21 protein-coding genes are annotated in these 22875 nt (G+C 45.9%); 13 read left to right on the forward strand and 8 right to left on the reverse strand.

Annotation, left to right across the window (positions count from 1 at the left end):
- Nucleotides 1–2: 2 nt before the first annotated feature.
- The 5 genes from LZG72_RS21815 (at nt 3) to LZG72_RS21835 (ending at nt 5192) form a co-directional block, all read left to right on the forward strand.
- Entirely contained in the window at nt 3–1028 is a 1026-nt protein-coding gene (locus LZG72_RS21815) for a cytochrome d ubiquinol oxidase subunit II (RefSeq protein ID WP_233877105.1), read from the forward strand.
- A gap of 203 nt (nt 1029–1231) precedes the next feature.
- On the forward strand, nt 1232–1987 hold the full coding sequence (locus LZG72_RS21820; protein WP_233877107.1) for a LytTR family DNA-binding domain-containing protein: 756 nt from the start codon (nt 1232–1234) through the stop codon (nt 1985–1987).
- A 91-nt stretch (nt 1988–2078) separates the two neighbouring features.
- Nucleotides 2079–3344, forward strand: a complete 1266-nt coding sequence (gene fucP, locus LZG72_RS21825; protein ID WP_233877109.1) for an L-fucose:H+ symporter permease — start codon at nt 2079–2081, stop codon at nt 3342–3344.
- 42 nt (nt 3345–3386) lie between these two features.
- Nucleotides 3387–4175, forward strand: a complete 789-nt coding sequence (locus tag LZG72_RS21830) for an SDR family oxidoreductase (protein WP_233877111.1) — start codon at nt 3387–3389, stop codon at nt 4173–4175.
- A 3-nt stretch (nt 4176–4178) separates the two neighbouring features.
- The gene (locus tag LZG72_RS21835; RefSeq protein WP_233877113.1) at nt 4179–5192 is read left to right on the forward strand and encodes a zinc-binding alcohol dehydrogenase family protein; all 1014 of its coding nucleotides are present in this window, start codon (nt 4179–4181) and stop codon (nt 5190–5192) included.
- Here the strand turns inward: LZG72_RS21835 and LZG72_RS21840 are convergent.
- From LZG72_RS21840 to LZG72_RS21870, 7 genes are read right to left on the reverse strand one after another with little or no spacing between them, the layout of a single operon-like run.
- Entirely contained in the window at nt 5189–6307 is a 1119-nt protein-coding gene (locus LZG72_RS21840) for an ABC transporter permease (RefSeq protein ID WP_233877115.1), read from the reverse strand. The genes LZG72_RS21835 and LZG72_RS21840 overlap by 4 nt on opposite strands.
- Nucleotides 6304–7410 carry an ABC transporter permease gene (locus LZG72_RS21845; protein WP_233877117.1) on the reverse strand — a complete coding sequence of 369 codons (1107 nt, stop codon included), beginning with the start codon at nt 7408–7410 and terminating at the stop codon, nt 6304–6306. Before LZG72_RS21845 ends, LZG72_RS21840 begins: the two co-directional genes overlap by 4 nt.
- Nucleotides 7411–7412: 2 nt before the next feature.
- Nucleotides 7413–8159 carry an ABC transporter ATP-binding protein gene (locus LZG72_RS21850; RefSeq protein ID WP_233877119.1) on the reverse strand — a complete coding sequence of 249 codons (747 nt, stop codon included), beginning with the start codon at nt 8157–8159 and terminating at the stop codon, nt 7413–7415.
- A gap of 1 nt (nt 8160) precedes the next feature.
- Nucleotides 8161–9072: an ABC transporter ATP-binding protein gene (locus LZG72_RS21855; protein ID WP_233877121.1), complete on the reverse strand. Its 912-nt coding sequence runs from the start codon at nt 9070–9072 to the stop codon at nt 8161–8163.
- Complete coding sequence (locus tag LZG72_RS21860; RefSeq protein ID WP_233877123.1) at nt 9072–10007, reverse strand: HlyD family secretion protein; 936 nt, start codon at nt 10005–10007, stop codon at nt 9072–9074. Before LZG72_RS21860 ends, LZG72_RS21855 begins: the two co-directional genes overlap by 1 nt.
- 42 nt (nt 10008–10049) lie before the next feature.
- On the reverse strand, nt 10050–11336 hold the full coding sequence (locus LZG72_RS21865) for a TolC family protein (RefSeq protein ID WP_233877125.1): 1287 nt from the start codon (nt 11334–11336) through the stop codon (nt 10050–10052).
- 51 nt (nt 11337–11387) lie between these two features.
- Entirely contained in the window at nt 11388–11999 is a 612-nt protein-coding gene (locus LZG72_RS21870; protein WP_233877127.1) for a TetR/AcrR family transcriptional regulator, read from the reverse strand.
- A gap of 231 nt (nt 12000–12230) precedes the next feature.
- Between LZG72_RS21870 and lepA the strand changes: the two genes are divergently transcribed.
- The 3 genes from lepA to hslV all read left to right on the forward strand — a co-directional run bounded on the left by lepA (nt 12231) and on the right by hslV (nt 16461).
- Complete coding sequence (lepA, locus tag LZG72_RS21875; protein WP_233877129.1) at nt 12231–14018, forward strand: translation elongation factor 4; 1788 nt, start codon at nt 12231–12233, stop codon at nt 14016–14018.
- A 115-nt stretch (nt 14019–14133) separates the two neighbouring features.
- A complete protein-coding gene (locus LZG72_RS21880) occupies nt 14134–15828 on the forward strand; it encodes a pyruvate dehydrogenase complex dihydrolipoamide acetyltransferase (protein ID WP_233877131.1) in 1695 nt (564 codons plus the stop codon).
- A 90-nt stretch (nt 15829–15918) separates the two neighbouring features.
- A complete protein-coding gene (hslV, locus tag LZG72_RS21885; protein WP_233877133.1) occupies nt 15919–16461 on the forward strand; it encodes an ATP-dependent protease subunit HslV in 543 nt (180 codons plus the stop codon).
- 31 nt (nt 16462–16492) lie between these two features.
- On the opposite strand, the gene dacB is transcribed toward hslV, so the two are convergent.
- A complete protein-coding gene (gene dacB, locus LZG72_RS21890) occupies nt 16493–17965 on the reverse strand; it encodes a D-alanyl-D-alanine carboxypeptidase/D-alanyl-D-alanine-endopeptidase (RefSeq protein ID WP_233877135.1) in 1473 nt (490 codons plus the stop codon).
- 207 nt (nt 17966–18172) lie between these two features.
- Here dacB and LZG72_RS21895 point away from each other — a divergent pair, with 207 nt between their 5' ends.
- The 5 genes from LZG72_RS21895 (at nt 18173) to LZG72_RS21915 (ending at nt 22785) form a co-directional block, all read left to right on the forward strand.
- Nucleotides 18173–19597 carry an MBL fold metallo-hydrolase RNA specificity domain-containing protein gene (locus tag LZG72_RS21895; protein WP_233877137.1) on the forward strand — a complete coding sequence of 475 codons (1425 nt, stop codon included), beginning with the start codon at nt 18173–18175 and terminating at the stop codon, nt 19595–19597.
- A 33-nt stretch (nt 19598–19630) separates the two neighbouring features.
- Nucleotides 19631–20587, forward strand: coding sequence for an acetyl-CoA carboxylase carboxyltransferase subunit alpha (locus LZG72_RS21900; RefSeq protein ID WP_233877139.1), 957 nt, complete (start codon nt 19631–19633; stop codon nt 20585–20587).
- Nucleotides 20588–20638: 51 nt separating this feature from the next.
- Entirely contained in the window at nt 20639–21274 is a 636-nt protein-coding gene (locus LZG72_RS21905; RefSeq protein WP_233877141.1) for an HAD family phosphatase, read from the forward strand.
- Nucleotides 21264–22463 carry a site-2 protease family protein gene (locus LZG72_RS21910; protein ID WP_233877142.1) on the forward strand — a complete coding sequence of 400 codons (1200 nt, stop codon included), beginning with the start codon at nt 21264–21266 and terminating at the stop codon, nt 22461–22463. The genes LZG72_RS21905 and LZG72_RS21910 overlap by 11 nt, the downstream gene beginning before the upstream one ends.
- An 88-nt stretch (nt 22464–22551) precedes the next feature.
- Nucleotides 22552–22785 carry a hypothetical protein gene (locus LZG72_RS21915; protein ID WP_233877144.1) on the forward strand — a complete coding sequence of 78 codons (234 nt, stop codon included), beginning with the start codon at nt 22552–22554 and terminating at the stop codon, nt 22783–22785.
- Nucleotides 22786–22875 lie beyond the last annotated feature (90 nt).

A 22875-nucleotide genomic window follows, 5' to 3' on the forward strand; every position in this document is an offset into this window, starting at 1 on the left:
AAATGCTCTATATCGTCATCGCATTTCTCTGGGCGTCCATTCTTTTCTACCTGCTTCTGGGTGGGGCGGATTATGGTGCCGGTATTATTGAACTTTTCACTTCCCGGAAAAACAAGGAGGTTACTCGCAAAACCTTATATACGGCGATCGGGCCGATTTGGGAGGCAAACCATATGTGGCTGATCATTGCCATTGTGATCTTGTTTGTAGGCTTTCCGGTGATTTATTCAACCATGTCTGTTTACCTGCATATTCCATTGACAGTGATGCTTTTAGGTATTATCGCCCGGGGAACTGCATTTACATTCCGGCATTACGACGCGGTGGTGGATGATATGCAGCACATTTACAATACCATCTTTGCAATTTCGAGCTTTATCACGCCTCTTTTTCTGGGAATCATCGCGGGTAGCGCCGTTTCGGGACATATTGATACTGCCGCAAATACCTTTCTTTCAGCTTACATTTTCAGCTGGCTGAGCTGGTTTTCGGTGGCGGTGGGATTGTTTACGGTGGCGATTTGTGGTTTTCTTGCGTCGGTATATCTCATAGGTGAAACAGATAATGACGGGGACCGGCTGCGTTTTGCGCATAAAGCCCAGTTTTTCAACATCGCAGCCGTGTTGTGCGGGATACTCGTTTTCGCAGCTTCTTTTTTAGAAAAAATCCCTTTGTTCGAATGGGTTTTCGGAAACTGGGTGGGGCGCATTGCCATTGTATCGGCAACGCTTTCACTCGTCTGGATGTGGAATTTATTATATCAGGGAAAACTCGCATTACTACGTCCCCTGGCCGGATTCCAGGTGACAATGATCTTACTGACAACGACTTACCGTCATTTTCCCAATATTGTGATCCTGAAAGGCGGCGGATACTTGTCGCTGATGGAACATAGCGGACAGGAAAAAACAATAGAAACGCTCGGGATGGCTTTACTTCTTGGAAGCGTATTTATCCTTCCTGCTTTGTTTTACCTGATCTACAGCTTTCAGAAAAACCCGATCGACTACCGCCAGGAAGCGCATTGATTAACTACCGTCTCCTTTGATATGGGGAATAATGGTGAGATGTGAGAGGTGAGAGGTGAAATGTTTGGGCTGTCCGCGCGTCCCTTTGATAAGTAAAAATACCTTTTGCACATTGAAAGCTGTGGGCAGGCTTACTTATTCTATTTTGTGGCAAACATCCGTTTAGCCACCTGTGTTACTCGGCACAACACTATCCTTCCCGTATGAAAGTTCTGATTGTAGACGATGAACCAAAAGCCCGGACTATTCTCGAGCATTATCTTGTAACACTGGTTCCAGAAATCAAAGAAATAAGGCACGCTTCCGGTGTTGAGGAAGCACTTGGTATTTTACACAAATACAGACCGGCCATTGTTTTTCTGGATATAGAAATGCCTGTCCGCAATGGTTTTGATCTTCTTCTGACATTACGCAACCCGCGTTTTGAAACCATTTTCACAACCGCATTCAATCAGTACGCGATCCAGGCGATCCGGTTCAGCGCATTGGATTATCTGATCAAACCCATTGATCCGGAGGAGTTGCTGGAAGCCATTAACCGGCTCAGTACCAGACAAAGGACCCGGCGCCAGAAGATGCTTCTTTATGATAACCTGGTTTTCCACGTCGAAAAAAAAGATGCTCCCCAGTCCCGCCTGGCCGTCGCGTCTTCGGAAGGCATTTTCTTTTTTATGACCAATGAGATTATACATCTGGAAGCCGACCGGAATTACACATTGATTTACCACAAGGGTGGAAAGCCATTCGTTGCCAGCAAAACACTCAAACACTTCGAGGAGTTGCTCGTCCCTTTCCACTTCATCCGTACGCACAAATCGCACCTCGTAAATCTGGAACATATGGAGCGTTTTACCGCGAATCAGGATTGCATCATCCTCTCCGACGGTTCCAAAATCGATGTTTCCAGGAGAAAACGGGAGGAGGTGCAGCAGCATTTGAATTGTCGCAAACATGAATGAACTGCCATGATTCTTATCCGCAAAGAAGTAAATCCTTTGGGATGTTTTGTTTTACTTTACATCCGTACCTGAATCATTAATCCTCAATTTTATGACCGATCGTAAGACGCGACTGGCTGTTATTCTTATCACCTCCTTATTTTTTCTCTGGGGCTTTGCCCTGAACCTCAACCCGATCCTGATCCCGCATTTAAAAAAAGCTTGCCAACTCAGTGATTTTCAGTCTGCTCTGATCGATTCTGCTTCTTATATCGCCTATTTTCTGATCGCATTGCCGGCCGGGCTATTCATGAAAAAATATGGATATAAAGCCGGGATCACATTCGGTTTGTTGCTATTTGCATTTGGCGCATTCCTGTTTTACCCAGCAGCTGAAACCCGCAATTTTGCCTTTTTCCTTTTCGCATTATTCGTGATCGCCAGTGGGCTCACGATGCTTGAAACCGCTGCAAATCCATATATCACTGTTTTGGGCGACCCTGATTCGGCGACCCAGCGACTCAATTTTGCGCAGTCGTTCAATGGGTTAGCAGCATTTCTCGCGCCATTAATGGGCGGCACGTTCATCCTTTCCGGAAAAACGCTATCCGATCAGGAGCAATTTGCCATGTCGGGCGAACAGCTTGACACCTATTTAAATGCGGAGGCATCCTCCGTTCAAATGCCATTTATCGCCATCGGTTTGGTCGTACTTTTTGTGGCCATTATGTTCATGCGTACGCCATTGCCCGAGATTAAAGACGAAGAAACGCCCCGCGTGGATACGCCCGATAAAATCCAGGGCTCGATATGGGGAGAAAAGAACCTGATCCTGGGTACCGTTGCGCAGTTTTTTTACGTCGGCGCGCAGGTTTGCATCAGCAGTTTTTTCATACGGTTTTCCGACAAAGTCGCTGGAATTGAGGAGCGTACCGCCGCCTATTTGTTATCCGGGGCATTTCTGAGTTTCATGATCGGCCGGTTTATTGGTACGTATCTCATGCGTTTTGTGGCCCCGCCGCGTCTGCTGGCCATTTACAGTGTGATCAATGTCGTTTTGCTTATTATCGCAGTGCTCACATCCGGCATGGTTTCGGTCTATGCATTGGTTGGCGTTCAATTTTTTATGTCTATCATGTTCCCGACCATTTTTGCGCTCAGTATCCGCGGACTTGGTGAGAAAACAAAAATTGGTTCCTCGCTGGTCATTATGTCCATTGTCGGCGGCGCGATTTTCCCGGTGATCATGGGGCAGGTTTCGGATGTTTCGTCCATTCAAACCGCCTATATCGTTCCGGCGGTTTGCTTTTTGGTTGTCTTGTATTTCGCGATTAAAAACAGTTCGATCACGAATGTGAAACTGGGCACTTCGCATTGATCGGTCAAAAGTTATTTCAATTCTATTTTTAAATTAATTCAAATGGATTTACAGCTTCAAAATAAGGTCGTAATCGTTACCGGCGGTGCGAAAGGCATTGGCGAGGGAATTGTGCAGGTTTTGGCCGGAGAAGGAGCCATTCCGGTGATCGTCGGACGGAACCAGGAAGACAATCAGAAAGTAGTGGATAACCTGGCTTCCAGAGGTTTAGAATCTTTTCAGGTTGTTGCTGAATTGACAAAACCAGAAGATTCAGAAAAGGCAGTCGCGGCGGTTTTGGAGAAATATGGCCGCATCGACGGGCTCGTAAACAATGCCGGAGTGAACGATGGCGTTGGGCTGGAACATGGGAGTTTCGAAGGTTTTATGGCCTCGCTTCACAAAAATGTCGTGCATTACTATTTAATGGCGCATTATGCATTGCCTGCATTGAAAGTTTCAAAAGGTTCCATTGTGAATATCGCTTCAAAAACGGCTGAGACTGGCCAGGGTGGCACTTCTGCCTATGCCGCTGCAAACGGGGGCCGCAATGGTTTGACAAGGGAATGGGCGGTGGAATTGCTGAAATACGGCATTCGTGTCAATTCGGTGATCGTTGCGGAATGCTGGACGCCATTGTATGAAAAATGGATCGAAACGCTCCCAAATCCAAAGGAAAAGCTGGAAGCTATCGTGGCGAACATTCCATTTGAACAAAGAATGACGACAGCCGAAGAAATTGCGAACATGACGGTTTTCCTTTTGTCCCAACGTTCCAGCCACACCACCGGCCAGCTTATCTACGTCGACGGCGGCTACGTTCATCTGGATCGCGCACTTGCAAATTCATAAACAATGGACATTTTAGTTTGTACTACCCCGGGTGAATTTTCGTATCAAAAGGCTGAAAAACCAGTCTCACGGGAAGGCAATACCATTCTTAAAATCAAGAGAATAGGCATTTGCGGCACCGATCTGCATGCATTTGAAGGAACACAACCTTTTTTCAATTACCCAAGAATACTGGGTCATGAACTGGCAGGCGAAATCGTGGAAACAGATCATGCTGAATTTTCAGTCGGCGAGGCGGTTACATTCATTCCCTACTTTAATTGTGGAAAATGCGTAGCCTGCCGCAATGGAAAAACGAATTGCTGCACGACTTTGAAAGTTTCCGGCGTGCATATCGACGGTGGCATGGTTGAATACCTCTCCGTCCCCTCCTACTCGCTCGTTCACGGCGACGGGCTCAGCTTCGACGAACTTGCTTTGGTAGAACCACTTGCGATCGGCGCGCACGGTGTGCGTCAGGCGGATATCCAGAAAGATGAATTTGTACTGGTAGTAGGCGCCGGCCCGATCGGGCTGGGAGCAATGGAATTTGCCAGAATAGCCGGTGGGAAAGTTATTGCCTTGGATATCAATGATTCACGTTTGGAATTTTGTAGTGAAAACCTGGGTGTGGAGTATACAATCAATGCGTTGACTGAAACGGTTATCGAGAAATTGAGTGAAATCACCGGCGGAGATATGCCGACAAAAATCATCGATGCGACCGGTAGCTTGCGTGCCATTAATACCGCATTCAGCTACCTCGCGCACAGTGGCAGGTATGTGCTGATTGGTTTACAAAAAGGCGATATCAGTTTCAGCCACCCTGAATTTCACAAACGCGAAGCAACGTTAATGAGCAGCCGAAATGCGACAAGAGCTGATTTTGAACATGTTACCCAATGCATGAAAAAAGGTTTGATCGACCCAAAAACATACATTACACACCGTGTCGCATTCAGCCAGGTGAAAGACCAGTTTGAAAGCTGGCTGGACCCTGCGAATGGAGTGATTAAAGCAATGGTTTCGCTGGATTAGTTGGTTTTTTTATAGTTCAAAATCGCCCAGCCATTTAAAATAACAGCCATCAGCGAGACCACGCCCAGTTGCGGCAACACGTCTTTCAAACTACTCCCTTTCAATATCACCATCCGCATTACTTCAATCATATACCGGACAGGATTGAGGCGCGTGAGCAATTTTGCCCATTGCGGCATACTGTCGATCGATGTAAATAAGCCGCCCAGAAGAATGAAAATCATCATAAAAAAGAACATGATGAACATCGCCTGCTGCTGCGTGTCGCAAAATGTGGATACTAAAAGTCCGAAACCCAAAACGGTGAGCAGGTATACCGAAATGAAAATATAGAGGGTAAAAAGGCTCCCAACCGGCGTAATGCCATAAATTAACCTCGCCAGCAACAGTCCGATCGTGAAAATGATATTCGCCAAAACCCAAAACGGGATCAGCTTGCCAAGTATGAATATGTGCTTTTTAATGGGTGTCACATTGATCTGCTCAATGGTACCAACCTCCTTTTCCTTCACAATATTCAGCGCCGTGAGGAAGCCGCCGACCATCGTTACCAATATCGCCAGTATGCCGGGAACGATGAAAACTTTGTAGTTTAAAACCGGGTTGAACCAGTTATTTGCTACAATATCGATCACGGGAAACGCGCTGAAACGCGGCTGCTGGATGAGTTGCAAACGAATATCGGCATTAAAAGCCGCGATAATCGTCCCCAGGTAAGATCCGCCCAGGTTCGCTTTTGTCCCATTGATCGCATTCACGGCCACAAACAATTTCTGCTTGTCTTCCCGGATCAGATTACGCTCAAAATCTTGAGGGATTTCCAGGATGAGATCGGCTTTATCCGACTCGATCAATGCAAAAGCTTCTTTAAAAGATGCGTTGTAACCCTGCAAACGAAAATATCCCGACGCGATTACTTTGGAGATCAGTTTCTGAGAGTAAGACGATTTGTCATGATCCACCACCGCCAGGTTCACATTCCGGACTTCATAATCCGCAGCCAGCGGCATAATGATCAGTTGAATGCAGGGCATGAAAAAGATCAGCGCCACGATCGCCTTGTCCCGGAAAATCTGTCTGAATTCTTTGCGTAATAAAAATTTCAACGTTCTCATTGCAGACGGATTTTAAAGCTTTTTAAACTGATCACTAATAAAAATGCGGTCATTCCGAGCAGGATCAATGTCTCTTTCCAGAGTGCCGCAATGCCTAATCCTTTGATCATGATCGACTTAACGATGATGTAAAACCATTTGGAGGGAATGAGATTGGAAATGACCTGCAACGGTACCGGCATGTTCTCGATCGGGAACAGAAAACCGCTGAACATCATCGTCGGCAGCAACATGCCCATCAATGAGATCAGCATCGCAACTTGCTGAGAATCTGTCTTAATGGAGATAAATATACCGAGCGTGAGACAGGTAATGATGAATAATGTACTTTCCGCAAACAGCAGCAAAACACTTCCTTTCACCGGTAGGTCCAGTACGAAAACGCTGAGTAAAAGGATTGCCACCACGTTGATCAGCGACAAGATCAGGTACGGAATTGCTTTCGCAAAAATGACTAAAACGGGCTTGAATGGCGAAACCAGCAAGATTTCCATCGTACCCATTTCTTTTTCGCGCACAATGGAAATGGCCGTCATCATCACCGAAACGAGCATTAATACCAGCGCCATCACGCCCGGTACGAAACCATGCGCACCTTTCAGCTGCGGGTTGTAAAGCATCCGCGTTTCCGGGATGATCTGATATGGAATCGCTAGGTTTTCATTCATTTGATTCTGATAATCGAGAATGATGCTGGACAGGTAGTTGGTGACCATATTCGCCGTATTGATGTCGGTCGCGTCTGTAATGACCTGAATCTGAGCTTTATTCGCATGAAGTAAATTCTCATTAAAATTCCCAGGAAACACAACTACAGCCTTGATTTCGCCTTGTTGAAATGTCGATAAAATCTCCTGACGCGTCAAAGAAGCTTTCTGGATTTTGAAATACCGGCTCGCCCCGATCTTTGCGATAAGCTGCCCCGAAGCATGATCTTTCGCATAATCCACCACCAGGATCTTGGAATCTTTGACCTCATTGGTTAATGCAAATCCGAATAGTAAGATCTGGACGATGGGCATTCCGAACAAGATCAGCAGCGTCCGGCGATCGCGCAGAACGTGGTAAAATTCTTTTCTGACAAATGCGATAAATTGTTTCATGGCTAATCCGCTCTTTTTGCGCCCCGGGCGAGTTGATAAAATACTTCATCCATAGAACCCACGTTGAAGGTATTTTTCAGATTTGCAGGCGTGTCCAAAACCTCCATTTTACCATCGACCATGATCGAAATGCGATTGCAATATTCGGCCTCATCCATATAATGTGTGGTCACGAAAACGGTGATCCCACGTTCCGCAGCTTCATAGATCATATCCCAGAATTGTCGCCGCGTGACCGGATCAACGCCGCCGGTAGGTTCGTCGAGAAACACGATTTTAGGCTCGTGCAAAACCGCCACGGAAAACGATAACTTTTGTTTCCAGCCCAGCGGCAGCGATCCTACCAGTTTTTTCGCCTCGGATTTTAATCCCAGTCGATCCACCAGTTCAGCCGTTTTTGTTTTAAGCTGCTGGTCGCTCAAACCATAAATGCCCCCGAAGAACTCGATATTTTCGAGAACCGTAAGATTTTCATAAAGCGAAAATTTCTGGCTCATGTAGCCGATATTCCGTTTAATATCTTCCGTTTGGCGGTACACATCAAATCCCGCGATGGTAGCATTTCCCGAAGTCGGCGACGAGAGTCCGCAGAGCATCCGCATCGCTGTGGTTTTACCGGCACCATTTGCTCCCAAAAAGCCAAAAATTTCGCCTTTGTTCACTTCAAATGTGATTTCATTCGTCGCGATAAAATCACCGAAACGCTTGGTCAACTTGTCGCAAACGATCACTTTTTCCTCACTTACCATATCAGTTCAAGAGTTTGATAAATGAATCTTCAATCGTCGCTTCAATGGCATTTAGCTCAACCCCCGACAATCCTTTTTCGCGGAGATAACCTTTTAATTTTGTCAAATCAGCACCATAATCTTTGAATGTGAGATGCGCATATTCTCCAAAAGCATAACTGTTCAGCCGGTCGGGATAGCATTCAAGCGACTTTAAAAGCAGGTACATTTCATTCGCCTTAATCGCATATAATTGGTCAGGATAGGCGTGGATGATGTTTTCAGGCGTGTCGATGGATAAGATTTTCCCATTCTGTATCAATGCGATGCGATCGCATTTGGAAGCTTCATCCATATAGGGTGTCGAGACGATGATCGTGATGTTCTGTTCTTTCAACCTGCGCAGCATTTCCCAGAATTCCTTTCTCGAAACCGGATCGACTCCCGTGGTAGGTTCGTCCAGAAAAAGCGTGGTCGGTTTGTGGATCAGCGCGCAGCATAATGCCAGTTTTTGCTTCATTCCGCCCGATAACTTTCCCGCCCGGCGTTTTTTAAATGGCTCAATCTGAACATAAATATCCTCGATCAGATGGTAATTTGCTTCAATGGTCGTACCGAAAATGGTGGCGAAAAAATGGAGGTTTTCCTCGATCGTAAGATCCTGGTACAATGAAAACCGGCCGGGCATGTATCCCACCGTATTTCTGATTTCCTTAAAATCTTTCACCACATCAAACCCATCCACCGACGAACTTCCCTGGTCCGCCAGCAGCAGCGTGGTAAGTATCCTGAAAATGCTGGTTTTACCCGCACCATCCGGACCAATCAGCCCAAACAACTCCCCTTTTTCAACGCTAAACGACACATTGTCAACAGCAAGCGTTTTTTCCTTGCCGTACGTTTTTGTGATACTTTTTACACTGACTGCTTCCATTAGTGCAGGATTACTTCGCCATACATACCGATTTTCAGGAAACCGTTATTCTTCACGCGGATTTTGACTGCATATACCAGGTTGGCGCGTTCGTCTTTGGTCTGGATCGTTTTTGGGGTGAATTCCGCCTTGTTACTGATCCATTCAATCGTTCCAGGCAATTGTTTGTAGCTGCCTTCGGTGCTGTCTACCAATACATTAACCTGCTGATTCACCTTCACACCGGAAAGCTGGTCGCCCGTAATGTAAGCCCGCAGGATAATGGTCGAGAGGTCGGCTACCTTATAGATTGGCTTTCCGGCGGCGGTAATTTCGTTCGTCTCCGCGTACTTACTCAGTACCGTTCCTTTGACTTCGTTGATGATTTTTGATTTGGCAAGCTGGTCGTTGATCTGCTCGATCTGAACAACAAGTGGCTGAACATCAGCCCGAAGACCCGAAGTTTGCGTTCTTAATACCGACGTTTGCGCTGCATCCTGTTTGCTGATTACTTCCAGTTGCTTTTGCAGTTCTTCGATCTGCGCATTGATGTCATCCAGCTGTTTTGGCGTGGCCGCGTCGGCTTTCAGCAGGTTTTGAATGCGGTTTTTTTCGTGTAACAGATTGTCCAGCCTTACGTTCGAAACGGCGACTTGCTGCTTGTACACATTGGTTTGCGCGGCAATGTCCGGCAGCTTGCTTCCCGTCGCTTTAATCTGTGCTTCCAGCTGCTTCTTTTTCAGGAAAAACTGCATCGTGTCGATGTAACCGACCATTTGCCCGGCATCCAGTTCCTGACCTTCTTCCAGGTTCAGTTGCATAATGCGGCCCGAGGCTTCCGACGAAACGATCGTTTCAACGGCTTCGAATGTGCCCGACGCGTCGTACTCGATTTCCTTTCCATTGCAGGCGGAAAGCAGGGATGTAATAAGTAAAAGGTATGCGTATGTTTTCATTAGATATCTGATTTACAAGTCATTATTTAAAACTTAGAAGTATTATTCAATTGCTTTTCCCATCGTGTTCACCAAATTGTATCCCGACACTAAAAGCTGGATCTCATGCAGGATTTTGCTTTGCCGCGCCTGATCTTCCGCATTGACTTCACGCAAAAAATCATTGGTATTGATAATCCCGTTTTCGAGCTGGGCTGCCGAAGTCGTTTTTACGCTTTCTCTCAATTCGATGATCTCATTATCCGTCGCCAGGAGTTGTTGAAATCGCGTTGTCTCCGCATTTTGCTGCTTTAATGTCAGGTTGGTATTGTATAGGAATGTATCCCTTTGTAGCTGAATGCCATCCCGGCTATTTTTGATCAGCCCGCGGTCGTTTTTTGCGGTATAAAAGGTTGATAATGACCAACTCAGACGAACTCCGGTGAGATAATAAGGATCAAAACTATTACTCAGGATATTGAGTGCCGGTCTGCCGAAACCTCCCTGAAAGAAGAAATTAAACTTTGGACGGTTTTTTACATTAATCAACTGATCCTGAATGTCAAGTCCCTGATTTTGAAAGGCGTAAAGTTTCAATTCCGGTCTGCTGATTTCAACGGGAATTGTTACGGGTTGAGGTTTTTGAAAAATGACCGAGTCACTGAGTGGCTGGTTCGTCATCAGCGCGAGCATATCTACGTATGCTTGTCTACTGGCTTGCAGGTCGATCATTCTCTGATCTGCTTTCAGTAACTCAGCTTTTAATGAATTCGCATTGCTTTTAAATGCAGTTCCATTCGCAATGAGAGCCTGTATCTTACTGATCCCCAACTGAATATCGTTTTTTAGCAGCTGGTTTTGCTTGATTTGCTCATCGATCATCAATACCCCGAAAAAGATCTGGTTGACACGCTCATTGATTTTATAAAGCTCCACTTCCAGCTTTTGCCCCTCGATGCCCGCATTCATTTCGTGTGATTTAACCTGCGTCCGGACCAGGCCACCGTCATAAATCGTCTGACTCACATCCGCATATACCTTATACTGATCTTTTGAAATGCTCGGAAACTCCACTCCTGGCAAGGAAACCGGCAGTTTAAATTCCGTTACAGCCGACTGATACGTAGCCTGTCCGAGCACGCTGATCTGAGGTAAATACCCTTTTGCGGCATTCGAGACTGAGTAATCCAGCGTTTTGGCGATCAGGTCGCGTTGTCGGATCATCGGATAGTTTTGGCGGGCGAGCTTGTAAGCTTCCTCGATAGTTATCGCATTCTCCTGCGCCTGCAACTGCTGGCAGATCAGGCAGAGACAGAAAAGCAGAGCGCCAATTTTTAACAGTTTAATCATTTTATTTATTCGTTTTATTTAATCATTTGATTAATGTATAGTCAAAAAATTTTATCCTTCTTCCAAAATCAATTTAATCCATTTGGGGATCAGCTTCTTGCGTTCTTCCATCATCGCTTTATAATGATCTTCTCCACCGGTGAGCGGCTGTAAAACAGGTTTTCCAATGAATGGAAAAAGCGTCATTCCCAGCAAACTCATTAAAAAATGAATGGGACTAATGTCGCTTCTTTTTTCAGCCAACTGCTTGATAAACACCGATTCAGTTAAATGCTGACGTGCGTTCAGCCGGTTTGCCAGTTGCTCCGGACTGTTCCTGATTTCGCTCAAAACGAAAATGGGCAGCTCGGGGTGTTCCAGTAACATGGTAATGTAATTGTCCACGATCCTGTCCAGCTTTTCGTCCAAACTTGTTGTTTCGTCATACAAAAGCGGCCCGAGAACGCTGAAAAGCTTGCCTACGCGCTCGGCCATCACAATTTCGAAAAGCTTTTCCTTGCTGCGAAAGTAATAGTTCAGCAAAGCCAGATTGATCCCCGCTTCCTCCGCAATGTCCCTCGTCCGCGCGTTTCCGTATCCTTTTTTAGTGAATACCACAATCGCCGCTTCCTTAATTTTCTCCTCGGTCGTCAGATCCAGTTCTGCCTTTTTTTGCTTCGCCATTCCAGAATACAATAATGGGACAAATGTAAGTGAGAATTTCAGACTACACAAAATATTTAATCATTTGATTAAATATTTTGTGTAAAAATTTCAATCTTCGTTTTAAAGTAGCAAAATCCTTTTAGTTTGAACTTCCCGCTGAAAACCTGTTGAAATATTAATTACCCTCGTAATTTTGTGGTTGCTTTGACCTGAACTAATCCGTCAAGGCATTTGATTGGTAACTACTTCATGAAGAAAATCCGTAATTTTTGCATTATTGCCCATATTGATCACGGGAAGAGCACATTAGCAGATCGTTTGCTGGAATTCACAAATACAGTGACCAAGCGTGAAATGCAGGCACAACTCCTGGATAATATGGATCTGGAACGCGAGCGAGGCATCACGATCAAGAGTCATGCGATCCAGATGAACTATATATATCAAGGAGAAGAATACATTCTGAATCTGATCGATACTCCCGGCCACGTTGACTTTTCATATGAAGTGTCGCGTTCCATTGCGGCTTGTGAAGGTGCATTACTTTTGGTTGATGCATCACAAGGTACTGAGGCACAGACCATTTCAAATCTTTACCTCGCAATCAACCACGATCTGGTAATCATTCCTGTTTTGAACAAAATTGACCTTCCCGGCGCCATGCCCGAGGAGATCAAGGATGAAATGGTGGATCTGCTGGATTGTAACAGAGAAGACATTATCCCGGCCAGCGGAAAAGAAGGAATTGGTATTGAGGCAATTCTGACTGCGATTATTGAACGTATCCCGGCGCCGGTTGGCGATCCGAAAGCTCCATTGCAGGCACTTATTTTTGATTCTGTATTTAACTCCTACCGCGGTATCGAAGTTATTTTCCGCGTGAAGAACGGGACGATCCGAAAAGGCGATCGCGTGAAGTTCATGGCGACGGGCAAAGAATACATTGCGGACGAAATCGGCACGCTCGGGCTGGCGCAAATCCCCAAACAAGTGGTGGAATGCGGCGATGTAGGGTATCTGATCTCTGGTATCAAAGTTGCGAAGGAAGTAAAGGTAGGTGATACATTCACTCATATCGACCGTCCGGCAAGTGAAGGCATCAAAGGATTTTCAGAAGTCAAACCGATGGTTTTTGCGGGGATATATCCAGTTGACACGAGCGAGTTTGAAGAACTTCGGGAGGCGATGGAAAAGCTGCAATTGAACGATGCGGCGCTCGTTTGGGAACCTGAAACATCGGCTGCGCTGGGCTTTGGTTTCCGCTGCGGTTTCCTGGGAATGCTCCACATGGAGATTGTTCAGGAAAGGCTGGAACGCGAGTTTGACATGACCGTAATCACCACGGTACCTTCGGTGCAATTCCGAGTATTGAATACCAGAGATACCTTGATGAACATCAGCGCACCGTCGGAAATGCCGGAGCCAAACTTTATCAAAACCATTGAAGAACCTTATATTAATGCGCAGATCATCACGAAATCGGACTACATCGGCCCGATCCTGAATTTGTGTATGGACAAACGTGGAATTCTTAAAAACCAGGTTTACCTTACTGCCGAGCGTGTAGAACTGCAATTCCAAATGCCGCTCGCAGAAGTCGTTTTTGACTTTTTTGACAGACTTAAAACCATTTCGAGAGGGTACGCCTCGCTGGATTACGAACTGGCGGGTTATCAGGAATCCGACATGGTGAAGCTGGACGTGATGCTGAACGGCGAACCGGTGGATGCGCTTTCGGCGATCGTACACCGCTCTAAATCCTACGAATGGGGCAAAAAACTGTGCGAAAAGCTGCGTGAACTGATCCCTCGCCAAATGTTCGAGATCGCGATCCAGGCGGCTATCGGCCAGAAGATTATTGCCCGGGAAACGGTGAAGGCGATGCGGAAAGACGTTTTGGCGAAATGCTACGGTGGTGATATTTCCCGTAAACGGAAACTACTTGAAAAGCAGAAGAAAGGAAAGAAAAGAATGCGTCAGGTAGGGAATGTGGAAATCCCGCAGGAAGCATTTATGGCTGTTTTGAAGATCAATTAAAAAAGCGTAGAGGTGCAGAATTCTGACAAAAGCGGGTACAAAATAACCCTTTTGTTGTAATTTTGACTTTAATCTAATTTTCAGACCAAGAAACTAAAATACCTTAACAAGCGATATGGCAGAAGTAATTCGTATGCCCAAAATGAGCGACACCATGGAAGAAGGTGTTATCGCAGAATGGCACAAAAAAGTTGGTGATACAATAAAATCCGGTGAAATCATTGCGGAAGTCGAAACCGATAAAGCGACGATGGACCTGGAATCTTATTACGACGGAACACTTCTATATGTCGGTGTAAATAAGGGTGATGCGGTTCCTATTAATGGCATTATGGCTATTGTTGGCGCACAAGGTGAAGATTATAAATCTCTTTTGGAAGAAGGTAGTGGAAACGGAGCTACTTCAAACGGCGCGCCGGAAGCTGCGCCTGCAGTAGAGGAGCCGAAATCCGAAACGTCAGCGCCGGCAGTCGAAACTGTAACACCTGAACCTGCCAAAAAACCAGCTGCTTCTACCGAAAAAATTAATGCGACGGTGGTGCGAATGCCGAAGATGAGCGATACGATGGAGGAAGGGACTTTGGTTTCGTGGCAGAAAAAAGTGGGAGATAAAGTAAAATCAGGAGATATACTGGCGGAAGTCGAAACCGACAAAGCCACGATGGAGCTTGAAGCATACGAAGACGGAACTTTGCTTTATGTTGGCATTAAAGAAGGTGAATCCGTTCCAGTAGACGGAATTATCGCCGTGATCGGAGAAGAAGGTGCAAATGTGGATGCATTACTTGCGAGAGAAAATGGCGAGGAAGTGGCGGAAACGGAAAGCGCCCCCGCTGCGAAAGAAGGTGCCGCACCAGCCGCATCCTCTAATGGTGCAGAGAAAACCGTTTCGGTTGCCGACTCAGGAGATCGCGTGAAAGCTTCTCCGCTGGCGAAACGCCTGGCCGATGAAAAAGGCATTAACCTGAGCCAGGTTGAAGGAAGCGGCGATAATGGAAGAATTATTAAACGTGATGTGGATGAGTTCAAAGCTGCTGCACAACCTGCTGCCGCCGCACCCGCACCTGTTGCGAAAGCCGAAGCTGCAACTGCCCCAGCAGCGCCAGCCTCTGCCGCACCAGCGTCGGGAGACTTTACGGATACGCCAATCTCCCAAATGCGCAAAACCATTGCGCGCCGCCTGAGCGAAAGCTTGTTTACCGCGCCGCATTTCTATGTAACCATGGAAATTGTGATGGACAAAGCCATGGCATTGCGTCCGCAGCTGAATGAAGTAAGTCCGGCCAAAATCTCATTCAACGACATGGTGATCAAAGCATGTGCGGTTGCATTGAAACAACATCCGGCTGTGAATTCAGCCTGGCTGGGTGATAAGATCAGAAAATACAACTACGTCAACATCGGTGTGGCAGTGGCAGTAGACGAAGGTTTGCTGGTACCTGTGATCCGCGATGCTGATAAGAAAACTCTTTCGACGATTTCAGGTGAGGTGAAAGACCTTGCCGGAAAAGCGAAGGATAAAAAATTGCAGCCAAAAGACTGGGAAGGAAACACATTCTCGATTTCAAACCTTGGCATGTTTGGCGTGGATGAATTCACCGCGATCATTAACCCGCCGGATTCGTGTATCCTCGCGATTGGGGCGATCAAGAAAGTAGCGGCTTTCAAGGAAGATGGAACGGTTTACCCGACCAACATCATGAAAGTGACACTTTCGGCAGATCACCGCGTGGTGGATGGCGCATTGGGAGCTCAATTCCTTTTGACAGTTAAAAAGTTACTGGAAGAACCGATGAGCATGCTTGTCTAACTTCAAAAATTGCATTCATGTACAAAGTGTCAGGTTTCGCGACCTGGCACTTTTGTTTTACAGCCATTTTACCAAATTAAAAGAGAATCAATGGAAAAAATACACGCGACCACCGTACTTGGCGTACTTCATAATGGCACCGTTTCGTTGGGTGCAGACGGTCAGGCGACGATGGGAAATACGGTTGCCAAAGGAAATGTCAGAAAGATCCGTGTTTTAATGGGCGGCAAAATCCTGGCCGGATTTGCGGGCTCCACAGCCGACGCTTTTACGCTGATCGAGAAATTCGAAGAAAAGCTGAATGCATACGGTGGAAATATGAAACGCGCCGCCATTGAGCTTGCAAAAGATTGGAGAACAGATCGTTACCTGCGAAAACTTGAAGCGATGATGATCACTGCGAGTAAAGATGAAATACTGGTCATTTCCGGAACGGGTGATGTTCTTGAACCTGAAAACGGTATCGCGGCAATCGGATCGGGTGGTAACTATGCATTATCTGCGGCCCAGGCATTGAAAAAGCATGCGGGTCACCTGTCCGCCGAGGAAATGGTACGGGAAGGTTTGACGGTTGCTGCCGATCTCTGCATTTACACGAACCACAATTTCATTATTGAAAAAATAGCAGAGTAGACGCGTTGTCGTAACTCTACATGCCCATTTATTATAACCGCGCAATCAAAGTCATCAGCCTGACCAGCTCGTCGGAAACGACGCGCTGGCTTCCGGGCAAATACTTATTTGCAATCATGGTAAAGCTTAGCAATGCGCCTGATTTGGAAGTCACATATCCAGCGAATGCCCGCGTACCTTCAATAGAGCCACTTTTTACATGAATATTCCCCGCAGCACGGGTACCTTTTCCAAGGTTGCGTACGGTTCCATTCTGCCCCATTACCGCAATGCTTTTGTAAAAATCGCTGAAACTGGCATCCTTATTCGCGAGGTTGAGAATATCCGTTAAACTGTTTGCGGTAATGGATGCGGAAGGTGACAAACCGCTGCCGTCTTTAATATAAAAACCTCTGAGATCCGCACCTTTTCCAGACCAGTATGAGGTAATAGCCAGCGCAGCCGCATCATAATCCGACTTGCCGGAAAGACGTTTTCCAGCTTGTTTGAAAAATGCATCGGCGAAAAGGTTAATGCTCCAGAAGTTGGTTTGCTGGCACAATTCACGCAAAGGCGGCGATTTATATTCATCCAATACCTTCTTTGCGTTCGACGTTTGCGAGACAATGGTATTTGCCGGCAAAAGCTGCTCCTGGACTAGAATGGCTGCATTAATCAGGTTTCTTTTTAATGCAAACGCGGTGTAATAAGCTGCGTCGGGAATGGAACCTTTTACCGTAAAAGTTGCTTGCCCGGCGGGTACTGTTCCTGTCAGGACCACACTACTTCCGAGCGGGCTGCTATATACAATGGTTTTGTCACCCGAACCGCGTTCTCCCGTAGTTACCTGATTTACAAAGGTTAGGTATGGAATATCCGGCTCTATTCCCAGGAATGCGACAGGATCGCCTACGTCGGCGCCGGGTTTGAATTTAATTCTGTACAGATTTTCATTGAAATTAAGTCCCTGTACACCGGCACCGTAATAATTTCCGATATCGCCCCAGATCCAGGTGCTCGCGACAGTGCTGTTATCGAAAAAAGAAGCATCAGGTAAAACCTTTCCGCGGATGTGTTTGATACCCGCTTTTTTTACTGCGGCAGTCCAGCGGTTGAGCAATTCGGTTGATTTGAGATAGCCTGTGAACCGGTCACTTCCCAGCGACGGATCTCCCGTTCCGCGGATGTACAGGTTGCCGATTAAGGTATCGCCTTTAATGGCTCCATCATGTTCCAGGAAAGTTTGAAAACGAAAATCTCCTCCGAAAACAGAAAGTACAGTGGCCGTAGAAACGAGTTTCAGTGTGGAGGCGGAAGGCAGCGATCGCTCCGGGTTCAATCCGAAGATGCTGCTTTTTTCTTTCACCGATTTTACACTCAGTGCCAGTGAGCCACTCCGCATTAATTCACTGTTTTGAAGTTCCAGGACAGCATCACGTAAATTGTTAAGCGCGACGCTATCAATCGTTTGTGTAAAACCCGTGGAATAAATAACAGTTAAAAAGGCAAGAAGGATTATTTTCATAAACGTCAGGAGTCTTCAAAAGACGGGGAAACCGGTGTATGCCAAAATCTAAACTAGTAAGTTATGCCCAAATCTCAGACTGTTTTTTGGTACTTTTGTCAGATATTAGACAAATGATTGCCGAGTTATAACGATTGCACACAAGAATAATATTGAGTTTCCAGAGTAAAAGGACCCTCAATATAGCTTTCACCCCATTTTTAATATATGAAATTGACATTTTGGGGAGCTGCACAGCAAGTTACAGGTAGTATGTTTCTGCTGGAATCAGACGATTACCGAATTCTGATCGATTGTGGCTCTGATTTTGACTTAGATGAGATTGGCAGGAAAACCAGATACGAAGAACAAAAAAGTGTCTTTCCTTTTGAACCTAGCTTAATTAACACGGTACTTCTCACACACGCCCATATTGACCATTCCGGCAACATTCCCAATTTATATAAAGAGGGATTTGAAGGCCGGGTTGTGTGTACCGAACCGACTCTCGCATTGACTAACCTGCTGCTGAAAGATGCAGCTAACCTGCACCAAAAGCGCCTGAATGCCCGAAACAGTTCTTCCAATAAAAAACGGGGAAGAAAAGCGAAAGAAGTTCCGATGGATTATTTTGTTGAAAAACATGTAATCGAGGCCATTGAAAACTTTGTTCCCGTCGCTTTCGGACAGCGTTACCGCATTGCCGACAACATTACCATTGTGTTTTATCCTGCCGGCCATTTGCTCGGTGCGGCTCACATTGTGGTTGAGGTTTACGAAAATGGCCAAAAGAAAAAACTTTGTTTTTCTGGAGATATTGGCCGCAAAAATTACCCATTACTTACTGATCCTCAGGAAATACCACAGGTCGATTACCTGATTTGCGAGTCGACCTACGGAAATCGCCTGCATGAAGATCAGGGAGCGCCGGTAGAGGCATTGGCAGATGTGATCAAACGCACCTGCATTGACATTCCCGGCCGGCTTATCATTCCTTCGTTCAGCGTGGGACGCACTCAAGCGTTGCTTTATACACTGAACCAACTGTACCTGAACCGGTCATTTCCGGTTATAAAAGTATTTTCGGATAGTCCGCTCGCTCATAGCAGTACAAAGGTTTACCAGCGTCATATCCGGCTGCTGAACAAGGAGGCACGAAGTTTTCACGAAGACAACGAAATGCTTTTTGACTTTGAAAATCTGATTTACCTTGAAAGTTCTGATGCGAGCCGCGCGGTGTCCAATTACAATGAACCCTGCATTATCATTTCGTCGTCGGGTATGGTCCAGGGGGGTCGTGTGGAGCAGCATGTGGAAGCTAATATCGGCAATCCGTATGCAACAATCCTGATGATCGGCTATGCTTCGGAAGGTACGCTGGGATGGCGCCTGCTGAATGGGCAGGACACGATTTCGATACGGGGAAAGCAGTTGCCTGTCTTGGCTAATATTGAAAAAATTGACGTATTTAGCGGGCACGGAGACCAGAATGATCTGTTGAACTTTGTAAAAACACAGGACCCCGAGCAGCTGAAAGGCGTTTTTCTGGTCCATGGAGAACAGCAAAGTATGGCTGATTTCCGAAGTAAAATTTTAGATAATGGCTACAAATCGGTAGAGATACCATTACGCGGGCATGTTTACGAACTGTAAAGCCCATTTAGCCACCCAACTACGTACCTGAATATGAGAACATACCTGGATTTTGAGAAACCTATGTCCGAGCTCGAACGTAAGCTCGAAGAAATGAAAACATTGGCGAAAGAAAACAATGTGGATTTTTCGGACGCCATTTCATTGTTGGAAAACAATATAACAAATCTTCGAAAAGAAATCTTTGAAAACCTTACACGCTGGCAGCGTGTACAGCTTTCACGCCACCCCGACCGTCCCTACACATTAGATTACATCGAACTGATCTGTGACGAGTTTATTGAATTGCACGGAGATCGTCAGGTGCGGGACGATCCGGCTATTATTGGCGGTCTTGCCAATGTAGGCGGGCAGTCGTTTATGCTCATCGGGCAACAAAAAGGCCGGAATACAAAGCAAAGACAGCACCGGAATTTTGGTATGCCAAATCCCGAGGGTTACCGCAAGGCTTTGCGATTGATGAAGCTGGCCGAAAAATTCAATAAACCTATCGTTACCCTCATTGATACACCGGGCGCATTTCCGGGTATGGAGGCGGAGGAACGTGGGCAGGGCGAAGCAATCGCACGAAATCTGAAAGAAATGTTCATGCTGAAAGTGCCTGTGATCTGCATTGTGATTGGGGAAGGTGCGTCAGGCGGAGCTTTGGGGATCGCCATTGGCGACAGGGTTTTAATGCTGGAAAATACCTGGTACTCCGTTATTTCCCCTGAAAACTGTTCTGCGATCCTTTGGAGAAGCTGGGATTTTAAAGAACAGGCTGCCGAGGCCATGAAGATTACAGCCAAGGATATGAAGAAAAACAAGCTGATCGACGGCATCATTTCCGAACCGCTGGGTGGCGCGCATTTGGATCACAACTGGATGGCCGAAGAACTCAAAAGGGTTATTCTGGAAAATATCACGGAGTTGACAGCCATTACCGAGCAAGACCGCATTGACCAGCGTATCGAAAAGTTCTGCGCCATGGGTGTAGTGATTGAATCCTGAATTACACATAAATAGAGCTAACAGCTAATCGCTAGCAGCTAATTGCCTTTCATGAAAAACGAAAAGATTAAGAACATTATATTCGATCTGGGCGATGTGATCCTGAACATCGACGTCCCAGTCGCTTCTAAATCATTCTCCGAACTGAGTGGAAGAGAACAAAGTGAAATTCTGACGATTTTTAAAGAAAATGATCTTTTCCGGCAATTCGAAACGGGTACGCTCGATGAGGCCGGATTCAGAAATCTGATCCGCGAAATGCTCGATTACTCAGATCTGACAGACGAAGCCATCGACACCGCCTGGAATAGCTTACTTCTTGACCTGCCCCCGGAACGTGTTGAATTACTAAGAAACCTCGCTAAAAATTACCGGCTGTTTCTCCTCAGCAATACAAGCTCCATCCACATTACACAGGTAAATAAAATCCTGAAAGCTTCGACTGGTGTTGACAAGCTGGATGATTTATTTGAAAAAGTCTTTCTATCGTACGAAATGGGGTTAATGAAGCCGGACGTGCGCATTTACGAGCAAGTACTTGAAGCAGCTGATCTGAAAGCAGAAGAAACGTTGTTCCTGGACGATAATTATGACAACATTCAGGGTGCGGCCAAAATAGGAATCGATACGATACACGTACAAAAGCCAACTACCATACTGGAATATCTCAAAGACTATGCAGTCTAATACACGCACGTACATCATTCAGACGGTTTTGTTTGTGGTTACAATCATTACCACGACCATGGCCGGTGCCGAATGGATGTATGGCAATATCTTTTCTTTCATTTACGATTTTGTCCTTTTTCTTGCCGGCGGTGAGGTGGAAAAACAGGTTCCCGAACTGGCCAAACCGATGGGATGGCCGGAATTTTTGCAGGGATTTCATTTCTCCATCCCATTTCTCGCCATTCTGACCATTCACGAATTCGGTCATTATTTCGTCGCGAAGTATCACAAGGTGAAAGTGACCCTACCCTATTACATTCCATTGTGGTTTGGGATTTCGCAAAGCATCGGGACGATGGGGGCATTTATCCGCATTAAATCAGTTGTAACGTCGCGACTGAAATTCTTCGATATCGGCATTGCCGGACCGCTCGCCGGTTTCATTGCTGCTTTGGTTGTGCTTTGGTATGGATTTACGCATTTGCCGCCGCCGGAATATATTTTCTCGGTTCATCCGGAGTACGCAAGGTACGGGCTGGATTATGCGCAATACGTGTATGAGGAGGCAACCGGAAATCTTGCATTGGGAGACAATATCCTGTTTTGGTTATTTAAAACCTACATTGCGGATCCAGCCAGACTGCCGCATGCATACGAAATGATCCATTATCCGTACATTTTCGCGGGCTACCTGGCTTTGTTTTTTACCTCTTTAAACCTCATTCCAATCGGTCAGCTGGATGGCGGGCATATACTTTATGGATTGATCGGCAAAAAGAAGTTTAACTTCATTGCCCCTATTCTGTTCGGAATTTTCGCCTTTTATGCGGGATTAGGCCTTTTCCGCACCGACTCGTTCGCATCAGGTACCGACGCGGTTTTCTACGAGCGCCTCTTTTATCTGGCTATGTACATTTACTTTCTTTACATCTGCTTTAAAAGAGTGAGTGATATTCCTTCCACGGCGTTGATGATCAGTCTGATTATTGTGGTCGGACAGTTTGCCGTTTCATACATCCGACCCGAATGGGAAGGTTCGACCGGGTTTTTGCCTTTCGTATTCATTCTCGGCCGCTTCCTCGGGATCCATCATCCGGAAACCGAAGAAAATGAGCCCCTCGACACCCCACGCATTATTCTGGGCATCTTTGCATTGATCATTTTTGTAATCTCATTCAGCCCAAATCCTTTTATTATTATTGAGTAACGATTACCCCGGGCAATCATATTCATATCTATCGAGTACGTTTTATATAGCTCTTTAAATGCAAATAAGTGTTTTAGCGCTTGATTAGATGATTCAGTTTTTCAACAAAATAACAGACGTTTTAGACAAATGCGGTATCTCCTACATGTTGTCAGGAAGTGTTGCAATGAGTTTGTACATTGTTCCGAGAGCGACAAGAGATTTTGATTTTATAGTAAATCTGCGAACAGAAGACGTAAAAACCTTTATCGATAATTTCAAAGAAGGGTATTATTGTAATGAAAATGCGATTCTCGACGCAGTAAAACCGTATACGTGGTGACACCAGAGGATCTGCTCCTTTCTAAATTAATTTGGATACAAGATTTGCAATCTGCAATTCAAATGGAGGATATTAAAAACTTGTCTGGAA

This window comes from Dyadobacter sp. CY323 (assembly GCF_021390245.1).
GTDB lineage: Bacteria > Bacteroidota > Bacteroidia > Cytophagales > Spirosomataceae > Dyadobacter.